The sequence below is a fragment of the Paenibacillus sp. AN1007 genome, from assembly GCF_040702995.1.
In the GTDB taxonomy this organism is placed as follows: Bacteria; Bacillota; Bacilli; order Paenibacillales; family Paenibacillaceae; genus Paenibacillus.
This window is the reverse complement of sequence record NZ_CP159992.1, coordinates 3,117,184-3,132,958: the sequence shown is the minus strand read 5'-3', so window position 1 is coordinate 3,132,958 and position 15,775 is coordinate 3,117,184. Positions and strand designations below refer to the sequence as shown.

General features: G+C 49.8%; 13 protein-coding genes. 11 read left to right on the top strand and 2 right to left on the bottom strand.

Going from position 1 to position 15,775, the window contains the following annotated elements; translation table 11 throughout:
* The first annotated feature begins 21 nt into the window (after positions 1-21).
* The 4 genes from ABXS70_RS13670 (at position 22) to ABXS70_RS13655 (ending at position 4,308) form a co-directional block, all read left to right on the top strand.
* On the top strand, positions 22-729 hold the full coding sequence (locus tag ABXS70_RS13670) for an N-acetylmannosamine-6-phosphate 2-epimerase (protein WP_342556314.1): 708 nt from the start codon (positions 22-24) through the stop codon (positions 727-729).
* Positions 716-1,549 (top strand): MurR/RpiR family transcriptional regulator, encoded by an 834-nt coding sequence (locus ABXS70_RS13665; protein WP_342555720.1) that lies wholly within the window; start codon positions 716-718, stop codon positions 1,547-1,549. The genes ABXS70_RS13670 and ABXS70_RS13665 overlap by 14 nt, the downstream gene beginning before the upstream one ends.
* 226 nt (positions 1,550-1,775) lie before the next feature.
* Entirely contained in the window at positions 1,776-2,729 is a 954-nt protein-coding gene (locus tag ABXS70_RS13660) for an ROK family protein (protein ID WP_366296338.1), read from the top strand.
* Positions 2,722-4,308, top strand: a complete 1,587-nt coding sequence (locus tag ABXS70_RS13655; protein WP_366296336.1) for an FAD-dependent oxidoreductase — start codon at positions 2,722-2,724, stop codon at positions 4,306-4,308. The genes ABXS70_RS13660 and ABXS70_RS13655 overlap by 8 nt, the downstream gene beginning before the upstream one ends.
* A gap of 304 nt (positions 4,309-4,612) precedes the next feature.
* On the opposite strand, the gene ABXS70_RS13650 is transcribed toward ABXS70_RS13655, so the two are convergent.
* A complete protein-coding gene (locus tag ABXS70_RS13650; protein WP_366296335.1) occupies positions 4,613-5,431 on the bottom strand; it encodes a hypothetical protein in 819 nt (272 codons plus the stop codon).
* Positions 5,432-5,963: 532 nt separating this feature from the next.
* Here ABXS70_RS13650 and ABXS70_RS13645 point away from each other — a divergent pair.
* The 7 genes from ABXS70_RS13645 to infC all read left to right on the top strand — a co-directional run bounded on the left by ABXS70_RS13645 (position 5,964) and on the right by infC (position 14,539).
* Entirely contained in the window at positions 5,964-8,096 is a 2,133-nt protein-coding gene (locus tag ABXS70_RS13645; protein ID WP_366296333.1) for a putative PEP-binding protein, read from the top strand.
* Positions 8,097-8,286: 190 nt separating this feature from the next.
* Positions 8,287-10,233 carry an LTA synthase family protein gene (locus ABXS70_RS13640; RefSeq protein ID WP_366296331.1) on the top strand — a complete coding sequence of 649 codons (1,947 nt, stop codon included), beginning with the start codon at positions 8,287-8,289 and terminating at the stop codon, positions 10,231-10,233.
* A 194-nt stretch (positions 10,234-10,427) separates the two neighbouring features.
* On the top strand, positions 10,428-11,435 hold the full coding sequence (locus tag ABXS70_RS13635) for an LLM class flavin-dependent oxidoreductase (RefSeq protein WP_366296329.1): 1,008 nt from the start codon (positions 10,428-10,430) through the stop codon (positions 11,433-11,435).
* A gap of 126 nt (positions 11,436-11,561) precedes the next feature.
* Positions 11,562-12,308: a metallophosphoesterase family protein gene (locus ABXS70_RS13630; RefSeq protein ID WP_366296327.1), complete on the top strand. Its 747-nt coding sequence runs from the start codon at positions 11,562-11,564 to the stop codon at positions 12,306-12,308.
* A 118-nt stretch (positions 12,309-12,426) separates the two neighbouring features.
* A complete protein-coding gene (locus ABXS70_RS13625) occupies positions 12,427-12,750 on the top strand; it encodes a (2Fe-2S) ferredoxin domain-containing protein (RefSeq protein WP_342555728.1) in 324 nt (107 codons plus the stop codon).
* Between the two features lie 198 nt (positions 12,751-12,948).
* Positions 12,949-13,881, top strand: coding sequence for a manganese-dependent inorganic pyrophosphatase (locus tag ABXS70_RS13620; protein ID WP_366296325.1), 933 nt, complete (start codon positions 12,949-12,951; stop codon positions 13,879-13,881).
* 166 nt (positions 13,882-14,047) lie between these two features.
* Positions 14,048-14,539 (top strand): translation initiation factor IF-3, encoded by a 492-nt coding sequence (gene infC, locus ABXS70_RS13615; protein WP_366296649.1) that lies wholly within the window; start codon positions 14,048-14,050, stop codon positions 14,537-14,539.
* 180 nt (positions 14,540-14,719) lie between these two features.
* On the opposite strand, the gene ABXS70_RS13610 is transcribed toward infC, so the two are convergent.
* A complete protein-coding gene (locus ABXS70_RS13610) occupies positions 14,720-15,544 on the bottom strand; it encodes a protein-glutamine gamma-glutamyltransferase (protein ID WP_366296323.1) in 825 nt (274 codons plus the stop codon).
* Between the last annotated feature and the right edge of the window lie 231 nt (positions 15,545-15,775).

Sequence of the window (15,775 nt, the reverse complement as noted above, 5' to 3'; positions counted from 1 at the left end):
ATAAGAGAGAGGGTGGGGACCCTGAGCAAAAGTATAATAGAAAGCCTGCACCTCGGATTAGTTGTCTCCTGCCAGGCGCTGCCGGGTGAGCCGCTGCACGGGTCGGAGATCATGGCCCGGATGGCCGCAGCGGCTGCGGAGGGAGGAGCTATCGCCATCCGGGCGAACGGGGCGGCAGACGTAAGGGCGATCAAGCAGGCGGTTTCGCTGCCGGTGATCGGCATCGTGAAGCGTGATTACCCTGGTTCCGCTGTCTACATTACGCCTACACTGCGGGAGATAGAAGAGCTGTTGGAAGCCGGAGCTGATATTATTGCTTTTGACGGAACCCTGCAGAAGCGTCCGGGGGGGTGTACATTGGAGCAGATCATAGACCTGCTGGGAAGAAGCCCGGCCGCTTCCATGGCGGATATTTCTACGCTGGAGGAAGCGGTCTATGCCGAAAAGCTGGGGGTCAGCTGTGTCTCGACCACCTTGTCGGGGTATACGCCGTATTCGCGGCAGCAGAAGGAACCGAATCTAGAGCTGCTGGAACAGGCTGCCCGGCGGCTGAATATTCCGGTCATTGCCGAAGGCCGGATCAGCCAGCCCGCCCAGGTTGAAGCTGCGCTGGACCTGGGAGCCTACGCGGTGGTGGTAGGCTCGGCCATTACCCGGCCGCAGCTGATTACCCAGCCGTTCGCAGCAGCGGCGAGAAAAGTGAGGATGAACCGCAATGGAAATGAATGACCGAATTAATACGTATTATCCTTCAATGACCAAATCAGAACAAAAGGTTGCCCGTTGTGTGCTGGAGCACCCGGACAATCTGATCTATCTGTCAGTCACCGAGTTGGCTGACTTCGCCGGAACGGGCGAGACTACGGTGATGCGCTTCTGCCGCAAGATCGGCTTCAAAGGATATCAAGATTTCAAGCTTATGCTGGCCCAGGGACTGCCAAAGCGTCAGGCCCAGCATCATGGCGAGCAGGGGGCAGGCGAAGGTGACTATGCTGACCATCTGTATGCCTCGATGGTTGGTGTGCTGCAATCCAGCCTGGGCATGCTTGACCGGGAGCAGCTGCAGCAGGCCGTAGACGATCTGGACCAGGCGCGGGTTGTCCAGTTCTTCGGCGTAGGTTCTTCAGGAATTACAGCACTGGAAGCCAAGAACCGCTTCCTGCGTATCGGGCGGCGGGTTGAAGCAAATTCCGACAGCCACATCCAGTCGATGATGGCAGTTACGATGGGGGAGGGGGACGTTGCGGTGGGGATCAGTGTCTCCGGCAGCACGCTGGATACGAATGACATGCTGATGAAGGCGAAGCAGAACGGGGCCAAGATCATTGCCATGACCAATTATGCGAAGTCGCCGATTGCTTCCATTGCCGACATTGTACTGCTGACCGCCGGGAAGGAGTCGCCGCTGGAGGGCGGATCTGTGGGGGCTAAGATCTCACAACTGTTCATCATTGACCTGCTCTGCCAGGGACTGGAGCGTCTGCATGGAGAAGAGACCAAGCGGATGAAGGAGCTGACTGCCCGGGCAGTTATTGACCGGATATATTAAAGTGCGGGAGCAATGAAACGATAACAAATGATGCACCAATATACCGGCCGGTTAAGGGAACAGCGTGAGAAATTTAGAGTTCGTAGAGTCTGAAAACTGAATAGAAATAGGATAAAGAGTATCATTACTCTTCATGACGACACTTAAGAGCTGAAACGGTACTATCCCCAAAAGGATTGTAAAGCCGTTTCTGCAGGATACAGACGCAGTAGTGGAGGCGGTGCGAATGCAGCAATTCATAGGTGTGGATATCGGGGGGACAAGTATCAAGGGGCTTGTGACCGATGAAGAGGGGACCGTTCTAGCGGAAGCCGTTCGCGATACGGAGGCCCGGCTGGGCCGGGATTCGATTCTGGGCCAGCTCTACAGCCTCGTGGAGGAACTGCTCGCGGGGCATCCTGGGGTGAAGGCAGTGGGGATTGCTTCGGCGGGCCGGATCAACACAGACTCTGGCGAGGTGGTTTACGCCACCGATAATCTGCCCGGCTGGCAAGGAGTGCAGCTTACGCAGTGGGCCGAAGCTGCCTCTGGCCGTCCTGCGGCGGCCGATAATGATGCTAACGCCGCGCTGCTGGGAGAGGCCTGGCTGGGCGCCGGACGCGGCCGGCCGAACCTGGTCATGCTCACTCTGGGCACCGGGGTCGGTGGGGCCAATATGGCGGACGGGCTGCTGCTGCGCGGAGCCGCTTGGAGCGGGGGCGACTGGGGCCACACGGTGCTGGTGCCGGATGGCTGCCCCTGTAATTGCGGAAAGCTGGGCTGCGTGGAGCAATATGTGTCCGGCCGGGCGCTGCTGCGGCTGGCAAAGGAGAAGACCGGCCGGGAATATACGCACGGCCGTGAGGTTATGGCAGCAGCTGAGCAGGGCGATGCAGCTGCGCTGGCGGTGCTGGAGCGCTTTACTGCTTATTTGGCGCAGGTGACAGCTAATATCGGGGCGGCGATAGACCCCGAGTCGATTATTATTGGCGGAGGCGTTATCCAGAGCCGCGCCGTCTGGTGGCCGCTGCTGGTGGCTAAGGCAGGCGAAAAACTGGCTGGCCGGATCGTGCCGGCGAAGCTGGGCAGCCAGGCCGGATGTTTCGGCGCGGTCCGTCTGGCACAGGAGCGGCTGCACCGAATTGAGGTAGGCAGAGGCGGGGATACCTGCCGGGACAAGGAGGACAGGGAACATGGCTAGTGGAGAGGAGATGCGTTCGGATGTTGTTATTATCGGTGGCGGCCTCGGCGGAACGGCGGCTGCGCTGGCCGCTGCCAAGGCAGGGCTGCACGTGCTTGTTACGGAGGAGACAGACTGGCTGGGCGGGCAGTTAACTTCGCAGGCTGTACCACCGGATGAGCACCGCTGGATTGAGCAATCGGGCAGCACGGCAGCATACCAGGAGTTTCGAAGCAGGGTCAGGGACTATTACAGGCGAAATTATCCGCTTACGGATGAAGCTCGGAGTAATCCCGTGCTGAATCCCGGGAACGGCTGGGTCAGCCGGTTGGCGCATGAACCGAAGGTGGCGCTGGCTGTTCTCCACGAGATGCTGGCTCCGTATGTGAACACCGGGCGGATCGAGGTGTTATATTATACGGTGCCAGTGGCTGCTGATACTGAAGGGGATCATATTACTGGAGTCACTGTCCGGCAGGGGATGGGGGGGAACCTGCTCCGGTTGTGCGGAGACTACTATCTGGATGCCACAGAATGCGGCGATCTGCTGCCGCTTGCTGGAGTCGAGCATGTCAGCGGCGCAGAAGCCCGCAGCGAGACAGGGGAGCCTCATGCATTGGAGGCAGCGGACCCGCTCGATATGCAGTCTATCACTCATGTGGCGGCTGTAGACTATGTGGAGGGCGGGGACTACACGATTCCGCGCCCAAGAGATTATGATTACTGGCGCGAATATGTCCCAACGTTTTCGCAGTATCCGATCTTGAGCTGGTTCGCTTCGGATGCTGAAGATACGCGCAAGTTAAAGCAGTTCACGATGTTCCCGAATGATCAGGGAATTGTCTCTTTGTGGGATTATCGGCGGATCGTGGACCCGGCCATCTGGACCGAGCCGTTAAATGATGGCGAAGTCACGCTGCTGAACTGGGCGCTGAACGATTATTATGCCGGACCCATTATCGGCGTATCGCCGGAGGAACGGGACCGGCACCTGGAGGGAGCACGGCAGCTCACCCTCTCACTCGTGTACTGGCTTCAGACCGAAGCGCCCCGCCTGGACGGCGGGAAGGGCTACCCGGGCGTGCGGCTGCGCGGGGATGTGCTCGGCACAGAGGATGGATTGGCCAAGGCACCTTACATCCGGGAATCCCGGCGCATCTGCGGCCTGTACACGATAGCCGAGCAGGATGTGAGCAAGGAGCTGCGCGGTCCGGAAGGACCGAAGCGTTATGAGGACAGCGTCGGCGTAGGCAGCTATCATCTAGATCTACATCCTACCACGGTAAGCCAGCGGACTTTCTATATTCCGAATCATCCTTACGAGATTCCGCTGGGCGCTTTGATTCCGGTGCGGGTCAAGAACCTGCTCCCGGCCTGCAAGAACATATCCATGACCCAGATTGCGAACGGCTGCTACCGTCTGCATCCGACCGAATGGAATATCGGCGAAGCGGCGGGAACGCTCGCGGCCTATTCTATCAAGCAGCAGGTAGAGCCAGCTAAGGTCAGGGAGTCAGCCGCGCATCTTGAGGCCTATCAGCAGCAGCTGATTGCCCTCGGCGTCCAGCTGCACTGGACCAAAGAGGAACTGGAAGCCTAAGTGGACCCTTTCCCTGATAATCCAGCCAGGCTCAACCGGCTATAATGATTGAGCATGAACGTGTGTTTGGGCAAATTAATAACAATCGGGGCTTCTGAAGATTCCTGCTTCGTGACCTGTAAAAAGAAAACATAGAGGTCGGGTGGCTTTGCCCTGCTCACAATCTGTTCAAAAAAGCGGCAATAGAAAAAAATCCAAACCGGACAAACGAGGATAAACCTCTGCTTTGTCCGGTTTGGATGTATCCGTGTTAGTGCTCTTCACCAAGGTTTGTTTGAAGAGTCTTGAAACAGCCCCGTAATAACTAAGGTGTTACTTTACCTTGAATCAAGGCATTCAAATCAAGATTAAACAAAAGTTTGGAGTTGTGATCATACCATCTGGATTGCGTTTTCACTCCCATCTCCGTAAGCAGTCCGCCTACAAGAACTTCATCTACATTAGGGAATGGCTGTCTCATATAAGTCTGACCCAAGGTAATCTTTTCAATAATATAAACGAGAGGTTCTCTTTCAAGAACGGCGGTTCCATTAATTCCAGGTCCAGTTTGGAGCAGATCGCCACCATACCGATTCCCGTAGAACACTTTAGAACTGCTGTATTTACTTCCTTTATCATATCTGTAATATACTTTATCTAGACCTACAAAAGTCTGTGAGCCCTTGGTCACTTCATGATAAAAGACGGTCACCGTTACTTTTATTAATTGGTTTGCGTCCGTAGTGTTGCCTCCCATTTGGCGATTAACGGCTGCTAAAGTAACGTCAGCTCTATACTGTGACAGAGTTTCGTTTGTTTTAACGTTCTTCGAATCTTGATAATGCTTGGTTGTGTTCTCGATGACTTCATAATCAATCTGTTCTGATTCATCAGCAGCTTCAGTTGATTGAATTCCGAAGGTCATTGGCGTAGCAGAGACAGCAGCTTCAATTTGCACGTTGCTTTTACCACTTTCCTGCTTTGGTTCGAAATCTTGAATTAATTCATAGCCTTCTGGCACGGGGAGACGATCAGGAATGGACTGCACCTCAACTTCAGAAGATGAAGCAAACGCACCAGCAGCTGAAGTTAAAAATAAAAGCGTCGTTAGCGAAAAGCTGAGCAGTATATTTCTTCTTTTCATATTAACCTCCTAAAAACTGGTTTATTTATTGCTGTTTTTATGCTAACACAATTAAAAATGGGTTGATATAGTAAATATTTATTAATTAAAATTAAAGTTTTCAGGAAGTATGTCATGGGGAAGACATATTTTAGTATTATTTTCCTGCTACTATTTTCCTTTGCAGCTTATTCATAAGTGATACAATTCGTTATGGGAAATTTAAATGTTGGAATGTCTTAATTCAAAAATGTATAGGGGATTTTGAGGCGGTTTGGAACATATGTTTTTGGGCAGCAGCGGTTATATCTACATATTTCATTAAAGTCGTTCTTAAAAGAACGGCTTTTTTTCTTGATAAGTTTGAAGCGAAGCAGTAATGATCAGCAAAAAAATCTAAACAATAACAAAAAAGCGGAATAACGATTACAAAATGCTGAACCTGTAGTCTTTGAATACGCTCCTACAACATAACATTAGAGTGAAGGCAGTATAGGTTCCAAGCGAAGCTGACTTTCGAACACAGCCATGGACGGCAGATGGGAGAGCTGTAATGACTAAACGGGTAATGCTGATCGAGGAAGATACAGCAGAGATGAAAGGAATGACTCATAGTATCGGAGCTGCTCTCGCAGAACTGAAGCGAGCAGGATGGTCTGTTCCAGCGGGAATGGTCGTCACAGTGGATGGCTGCCGCGCATGCTGTACCCGTTCAGGACCTCTTTCCGGTGAAATGATGGAAGAGCTGGGCAGCGCGGTACGGTATCTTGAGCAGCAGACCGGTATGAGTTTTGGTGATCCAGACAATCCGCTCCTGCTTGAGGTCCAGTCAGATGAGGCAGTGAATGCTTCTTCTGCTGAGGCGTGCCGCATACCTTATGTAGGTTTGAATGACAGTACCGTTGAAGGTTTCGCTCGCCAGACAGGCAATCGGTTATATGCTCTTCAATGTTATCTGGCTGCATTACAGCATTATGGACAAATGGTCCTTGATATTCCTGATCTAAGAGCTGTGCATTCCATCAATTCCAAACGGTTCGTTTCTACAGAGATGGAGCTTGAACTGCTTATTGCTGAGTGGAAAGAGCGGATTCAGGTCAAAAGTGGTTATGCTTTTCCCCAGGATGTAAATCTTCAACTTCAAACAGCAGTGCGGGCGGTACTTGCTTCCCCTAACATGATGAATGATAGAACGGAATGGTCTAAAGAAAAACATCTAGAAGACGAGGCAGCGGGAGCACCTGTGCTGATCCAGTCCATTGTGCATGGTAATTACACTGACTATAAGGGGAAAGGAAGCGTTTATACACGTAATCCCGAAACGGGACAAAAAGGCATAATTGGAGATTACCTGCCCGCGAGAAGCCGTTCGGGGATGCTGCATGCGCTCTCATACTTAAAAAGAAATAATCCAGCACGTTATACAGACCTTGAGAAGATCTGCATCGATCTGGAGAAGCGCACTGGAGCTGTACAGGAGATCACGTATACGGTGGACTCAGGTTCAATCTGGATACATTCTGTGAAACCTGCGTATGTAAGTCCGATTGCTGCAGTGAGGAGTGCAGTCGACATGGTACACGAGGGACTGATAGATCAAGAAGATGCCCTTCTGCGGCTGAAACCAGAAGATTTGGCAGTGTGTATGAATCAGGAACTGCCAGAGATGAAAGTTGTGCTGGAATGGGCTGATGAAGTGAAGAGCTTATCCATTTTGGCGAAGGTGGAACATGCAGCAGATGCTGTGCAGGCACGAGCCTGGGGTGCGGAGGGAATCGGTCTTTGCACAACAGAAACGATGCTGTTATGTCCGTCCAGAAAACCCTTTGTACAAAAGATGATTATGGCGAATACAGAAGCAGACCGCAGACGCGGGATGGAGCGGTTGCTGCCGATGCAGCAGTCGGACATTGAAAGCCTCTTTGAAATGATGGACGGACGCCCGGTGACCATTCAATTATTTGATTTCCCGCTGCATGAGCTGTTTCCGGGTCCAAATGCGCTGGAAGCACATGAAGAAGAACTGGACGCGGTTTTGTCTGAAATCCATGAAATGCAGCTGGAGGCGCTCTTTCGGGCTGCTGTCAAAAGCATCCGAGAAGGGCTGTGGGTGCGTCCTGAGATCATGATTCCGCATGTAGAACATGTGAATGAGATGCAGAAGATGAGGGATTTGGTCGATCATGTGGCAGAGCAAGTGCTTGGCGAAGAAAGACGCCACTGCGTGTACAAGGTAGGAGTGTCGATTGCTTCATCCAGATCGCCATTGATGGCAGCACAGCTTGCACGCTGCGCGGACTTCATCTCGTTTGCTGTGGATGAGATGACACAATCCACCTTTGGCTGGACCCTTGAAGAAGCAGACGAGCGGGAACATTTTTATGGCCACATATCTCACACCGAATATCATGCTTTGCACAAGCTTGATATAGAAGAAATCAGCAGCTTAGTGAAGACGGCTGCTGCTCAAGGTCGAGTCCGCAGGCCGCATCTGAAAACCTCCATATCCGGTGAACTTATCGAAGACAGTCGGTCAATTGCATTTATACATGATATCGGGCTGGATGCTGTTTGCTGCAGACCGGAGCAGATTCCCGGGTTCCGGCTTGCGGCTGCACAGGCAGTGATTCGAGCATTACGCAATGACAGGAAGGATGCAAATGAGGATGTATCAACGATTGCCTGAAAGTTTTCTGAAATAAAGTGCATCGGAAGCATGCGTATTTCCCCGGATTTCCCTTTTAATGAGAAGATGGATCAAAAAATCCGGGGATACCCGCATAACCTCAATAGAACAGAAAGCCGAAAACTGTTATACTGAAATATGCGTTTTGTAAAATGAACGTAAAAATTTCAGATAAGGGTTGAACGCAGCCATGTTTACATCGACTACAAAAAGCAGGCAGACTTCTTCACGGGTCTTATTTGCCGTCTTATTTATTTTAATGCTGCTGAAGTTATCTCTTCTGCGGTATTTCTTTTTCAATGGATTATCTGGCGTAGGGTTGTTAACCGATGCACTCGCTGCGCTCACGATTGTATGTGTACTTGATCTTATTGTGCCGATGAGCTGGAAGCGGACGGTATACGGAGCATTTAATGTGCTTTTCTCGCTGGTTCTGTTCGCAGCTGCGCTCTATAATGCACATTTTAGTTCGGTTCCTACGTATACCGCGCTGAGTGAGCTGGGGCAGGTAGCTCAGGTCAGAGGAAGTATCGGGCCGCTGATTCGGCCTCAGCACTTTTTGTTTTTTGCCGATATGATCCTTGCCGTTCCCATCTGGTTTATCGCGCGCAGCAGACGCAGCCGGGCAGGATATCGCAGCAGCTTCAGCGATAACAGCCTGTCATTTGGCAAAAGCCGCTCCCGCTACTGGGGCAAACTGGGGGTTGCGCTTACAGCGGCGTTCTGCATCGTGTTGTCCGGCAGTTTTATTGTCAAAGGGGAAACGATTGATAATGAACTGGTACGGGCTGAAAATCTTGGTTTTCTGAACTACCAAGTGTCTTCCGCTATTCTGACAAGCAGGGAAAATGAAGCTATTGCGAATGGCAATATTAACGAAACGGTTGCCAAGATCAACGCATTGGTCAGTCAATATCCTTATCAGGACAAAGCGAAAAACGGTGCGTCGGTGAAAGCAAAATATTTTGGTCAGGCCAAGGGCAGTAACTTGATTGTGCTGCAGCTGGAGTCCTTTCAAAATTTTCCGATTAACGCTTCACTGAACGGACAGGAATTAACACCCGTTTTGAATAATCTTGCGAAAGAAAGCTATTATTTTACTCGTTTTTTCCAACAAATCGGCCAAGGAAATACGTCGGATGCCGAGTTTATGTCGAACACGTCTATATATCCTACAGGGGTTGTGCCGATGTCAGCGGGGTACAGTGATCGTGACCTTCCAAGCCTGCCGAAGCTGCTGGCCAAAGACGGATATGAGTCCGAGACATACCACGTCAACGATGTTACTTTCTGGAACCGCAACAAGATGTATCCTGCCCTCGGTTTCACAAGATTCTTTGATAAGCCGAGCTTCACGAATGACAAATTTAACGATTTCGGGCCGTCAGATGAAGAATTGTATCGGGTGGGTATGGAAAAAATGACTGCGCATCACGTAGCGAACCAGCCATTTTATGCTCAGTTCATCACGGCGTCGAGTCATTCGCCTTTCACCGTTCCTGCAGACCGGGCGAGGATCGAGATTCCCGGGGCGATTACGAACAAACTGCTGCATGATTATTTGCAGGCAATCAATTATACAGACTATGCGATCGGTCAGCTTATTAATGAGCTGAAGGCAAATGGTTTATGGGATAATACCACGCTTGTGCTCTATGGAGATCACTTCGGATTACCTGAGGATGAGGAAATTACACAGCAGATTCAGGCCAATCTAGGCATTCCGTATGATGGAAAAGTGAGCCGGTTCAATATTCCGCTGATGATTCATACGCCAAAGCAAACGAAGGGGCAGGTGATCGAGCAGCCGGGAGGTCAGCTGGACATACTGCCGACAGTCATGAACCTGATGGGCGTATCGCTGCAGCAGGAGAAGTTCACTGCATTTGGGCATGATCTGCTGAATATGGATCATAATGCGTTCGGCATTCGTTATTATTTGCCGACAGGCTCATTTGTCAACAATGACATCATGTTTATCCCTGGGGCGGGCTTTGACGATGGAACAGCCTATTCGCTCAAAACCTATGAACCGGTGACCAATCTGGAACCTTACCGTTCCGATTACGAACATGTCCTCAGCCTGATGAAACTGTCTGACGAATACGTTAAGCTGTTACCCAAACGAGCACCATAATGGAATTTAGCGAAATAACATTATAATGGAACACCGCTGGCAGAGATGCTGGCGGTGTTTCTTTATATTTTTCGAAACTTATTTGTAATAAAGAAAGGTTAGCGTAAAGTTTGAAACTGTAATTTATAATGTTACAATGGAGAAGAAAGCGGTTTGAAGTATATTTAATTCACGGACGAGAGGAATGAACATATATGAAACTTAGTGTACTGGAGCATGGACACATTAGTGAGGGCCGCCAAGTGCAGGATGCCCTGCATGAAGCTGTTACGTTAGCCCGTCATGCCGAACAGCTGGGGTTTTCCCGTTTTTGGATGTCGGAGCACCACGGCGGGGGAGCACTATCGTTCTCAAGCCCGGAGATTATGATCGCTCATGTGGCTGCGCATACAGATCGAATACGGGTAGGTTCGGGAGGAGTCATGCTGCCGCATTACAGTGCGTACAAAGTGGCAGAGAATTTCCGTCTGCTGGAGGCACTGCATCCTGGGCGTATCGATTTGGGGATCGGCCGTGCCCCAGGAGGCATGCCTATTGCCAGCAGAGCGCTGAATGAGGGCAAATCGTCGAATGTACAGTTTTTCCCGCAGCAGATTGCGGACCTTGGTGGTTATTTCCACGAACAGCTGCCTGAAGATCATCGTTTTGCTTCACTTGTAGCCGGACCTTCTGTGCCTACTGTTCCCGAAGTCTGGCTGCTCGGTTCCAGCTCGGAAGGAGCCAGAATAGCTGCGGCACAAGGTACAGCTTATGCATTTGCCCAGTTTTTTGGAACGCCGGGCGGCGAAGAAGCGATAAAGCATTACCGCAGACATTTCAAACCTTCGATTCTAAACGACAAGCCGCATTCCATGATCGCAGTCTCTGCTTTCTGTGCAGATACGGAAGAGGAAGCTGCTGAACTGGCGCGCAGCAATGAACTATTTTTCCTGCGGCTTGGACGCGGGTTGGAACAGGGCTCCTTCCCTTCGCTGGAAACGGTTCATAACTACCCGTACACGGCTATGGAGATGGAACAAATCCGTCAGCGCCGCTCTTTCTCGATTATTGGTACGCCGGATCAGGTAAAGGACAAAATTATCACGATGGCTGAACGGCATGAAGCCGATGAAGTGATTATTGCGTCTGCGATTCATTCGTTTGAGGCACGTCTTCGTTCCTTTAGTTTGATTGCAGAAGCTTTTGGACTGCAGCAGGTCTGAGCCGATAGGAGCGGGAATATAAGTATGGATGGGATTGGAACTTAGCCTGGCTTGCGGGCAGCTGCTGCAAGCCGGTACGGTCCCGGTCCATATGTTGGGCCTCGCCCGGAAAGAGAGGAGATTCACTTGCGCAGATGTATTATGAGTGACATTCATGGCTGTTATGATGAATTCAATGCACTGCTGGAGCAGGTTCAGTACAACCCGGCGCAGGATGAGTTGATTTTGCTGGGCGACTACGTGGATCGCGGCCCCAAAAGCAGACAGGTCATTGAGCAGATTATGAAGTTAAAGCAGGACCACGGCATTATCATACTCAAAGGCAATCATGATGCTATGATGGTCAAAGCGTTGACTCATGATGTCCAGGAGTATGACCTGCACTGGATTCGCAACGGAGGGTTACAGACACTAGCCAGCTATCTCGATGTTTCCTATGACGGTGACCAGATGAACTGGCATGCTTATGCACATGACAAAAAATGGATGCGCTCACATTATAACAATCATCTTCAATTTCTGGACGAGCTTCCGCTGTACTATGAAATTCCTGGCTATATCTTTGTGCATGCCGGGATCAACCCCGACCAAGCGGATTGGAGAAACCAATCTGAACAGGATTTCATCTGGATTCGTGAACCTTTTTACAGCAGACCTACAGCGCTTCAGGAAATGGTTGTTTTTGGACATACCCCTGTGCAGCATCTGCATGAGGAGTCTGGCGTCTGGATGGACCCGCGAGGAGACAAGATTGGCATAGATGGCGGATGTGCTTATGGTGCGCAGTTAAACCTGCTGGAGATCGATGATAAAGGTTGTTTGCGGACGTTTTTTGTGAAAAGGGGACAGTATACGCTGAACCCGGAGATGTAGTTTAAAGTTATCCGTTGCACGAACCTGGATCGATGTGCTAATTTATAAAGTTGTAATGCAGCACTGTGCAATCATATGAAGATACATATCCTATTGATGTGAGAGGAATGAAGCGAGTTTGGCTATCTATAATCTGGATCAACTGCAGCACCACATTTTACTATGTAACGGTGGAACATGTATGCGTAATGAGGGCGAAGAAGTCACTCAGGCGGTGCGGGACGAAATTGCAAAACAGCAGGCTGGAGGATTCATTCATACAACACGTACAAAATGCAACGGTCGCTGTGATGACGGATGTGTAACGATTGTGTATCCGCAGGGAGACTGGTACGGTAAAATGACCCCGGAATCAGGCCGCGAGCTTGTTCAGGCGCTGTGTAAAGGTGATAAACTGGGCAAACATCTAATTGCAAATGTAGCTAATACAACTGCAAATTAGAATAGACATGGATGAATGCAGCGAACGACGTATACTCTTCCCGGTGGTTACCGCTTAGAAAACTGCTCTTTGCATGATGAATAATTAATTCGCTGTAAAGGGATTGGAATTAAGACGTATAAGCGCTATAATCAGTAAGGTATGATTCAAACAAGGGTAGAATTGAACTTAAACTCGAATTGACGGAGGGCTATGAATATGGAAAAAGCATTAATTTTCGGCCACAAAAACCCGGATACAGACACGATCTGTTCAGCAATCGCGTACGCAGACCTGAAAAGTAAGCTGGGCCAGGAAGTGGAAGCGGTGCGCCTGGGCGAAGTGAACGGCGAAACGCAGTTTGCACTGGATCAATTCAAAGTTGAAGCACCGCGTCTGATCAAAACAGCGGCTAACGAAGTGAATAAAGTCATTCTGGTGGATCACAACGAACGCCAGCAAAGCGTAAGTGATATTGAAGACGTGACGGTTGTTGAAGTTATTGACCATCACCGTATTGCCAATTTCGAGACAAGCCAGCCTTTGTATTTCCGTGCCGAGCCGGTAGGATGTACGGCAACCATTTTGAATAAAATGTACAAAGAGAACGGTATCGAAATCAGCGCACCGATCGCAGGTCTGATGCTGTCCGCCATTATTTCGGATTCCTTGCTGTTCAAATCTCCAACATGCACAGAGCAGGATGTGGCTGCAGCTCGTGAACTGGCTGCCATTGCTGGCGTAGATGCAGACAGTTACGGTCTGGATATGCTGAAAGCCGGAGCGGATCTAAGTCAGAAAACGATTGCTGAACTGATCTCCCTGGATGCGAAGGAATTTGCTATGGGTACGGCGAAGGTTGAAATTGCACAGGTGAATGCGGTTGACGTCAATGATGTGCTTGTCAAACAGCCAGAACTTGAAGCAGCGATTGAAGCTATTATTTCCAGTAAAGGTCTTGATCTGTTCGTATTTGTTGTTACCGACATCTTGAACAACGATTCTGTTGCACTGGCTTATGGTGCTTCTACAAAAGCGGTAGAGAAAGCCTATAACGTAACACTGGCAGACAACAAGGCACTGCTCAAAGGCGTTGTATCCCGCAAATCGCAGATCGTACCAGTTCTGACAGAGGCATTTAACACTTTGTAATTCGAGAGTTAGGTTCTCTGATATTATCTATAGGAAAGCCTCGTTTCTTTAATGTAATCTAACGTTTTAACGTATGTATGAATATAGAGTACCTCACTTAAGCCTGCTCTGATCTTGCGTGATCAGGACAGGCTTTTCATGTTAAGGAGGAAAAGTTATGGCTCAAATGATTAAAAATGAAAAAATTAAGGCAGCCGAGGTGCAGCTCACCGGTCTGAACGGAGAAGATTTGGGAGTCATGCCGACAAAGGAAGCATTGGCTCTGGCCAGGCAGTACAAAGTGGATTTGGTCTGTATTTCGCTTATGACAAGTCCCCCTCCATGTAAATTGATCGGTGCCGGTGCCGCTCGTGAAGAAGCACAGCAGGCGAAGAAAAAAGCAGGCAAAGCACCGGAGAAACGAAAAGTGAAGGAAATTCGGCTTCATCTGGAGATGGAAGATCATGATCGGGATGTCAAGCAATCACAGGCAGAGCGGATTCTGAAAAAGGGGGACTCCGTGAAGTTTGTCATTCAAGTTCATGGAGCGAAAGAGGGAGAAGCAGGCAAAGCTTGGGCAGAAGCATTGTGCAGCGCACTGAAAGAGCACGGCAGAAGATCAACGGGAGTACAGGTTAGCGGCAAGCAGGTTGTTGTGCAGCTTGACCCGCTTGACTGAGATTTAAATGGAGCAGCTCCGTTTTTTTTTGCTGCGAACATACGCGGTGGGAAGTCAGAGTGGTCGGGACGACATTCAACATGGATACTTGGCATAGAGCAGTCCCTACCTTCATATAGAAGCAAGCCCAATATCAAGACAGCTTCATCGCTGCTTTCTATTGGGCTTTTTCTGTACAATTCAAGTACGGAGATAACGGCTTCCGCCCACTCTGACGTACAGCTGCCCAGGGAGCACTGGTGTTGATACGTCTGGATTGCTGTCAGGTCGGTCTTTGGCATAACGGGACAAGTAGAGGAAGTCCGGATATATAACCATATCCATTAAATACGCAGTGTTCCGACTTCCCGGAAAACGAAACTGGTTTAAGGTATGGATAATCTCCTGACCACTTGCAATGCCAATGCCGTGTCCGTAGTACCCGTTCTCACGCAGCATAATTGTATTCTCACCCTGCCATTCGGGGGTTTCCGGAGAGACATCGGGATTTTTGAAATAAAGCACGTCCCCCGGCAGTGCCGTCTCCTTCCCGTTCTTTTCGGTCAAACGCAGATCGCTATCGTAATGCCAGTCAAACAGCAGGAGGTTGCGAAATAATGAATTAAAAGCTTCTTCACGGATACTTCCAAGTACTCCACCGTACAGTACAATGACGGCAGCGGTTGCGCACTCAAATGCATATAAACGCCCGTTCCTCCATATATCTCGAATACCCTCTGCGGGAGTTACATCCGGCCTCAGTTCAAATCCGCCTTCTGCATTACGGTTCCAGCAGGCAGGGTTGCACCTGGAGTCTTCGAATGAGGCAAAGCTGACTCCGCTTCGATTCAATCCTTCGGCAGCGTCTACGAGAGATTCACGTAAGTTCCATTCAAAATGCAGATGTTCCATGGATTGATACACATATGGTGCCGGGCGATTCTGAAGCTGCTGTAACCAGTGCCATTCAAATGCAGACCATTCGGAGGGCGACAGCTGAATCGGTTGATTCGCAACAATAATCATGGGGCATAACCTCCGTTCATCATTAACATTACATATGAAAACGCTGTGAAATCCAAACACATCAACTGCGGTCCAACATTTTGTATTCGTTTCGTAAGAAGCAGTGTGGATGCATTGTTTAACTATCGTGACATTTGGGGTACTACTCTATAAGATAAAGTTATGTTCAGGTTGATCTGTTCATACGAGTAACATTATGATGAGAGCAGCATTCACCATTTTTTCATTAAA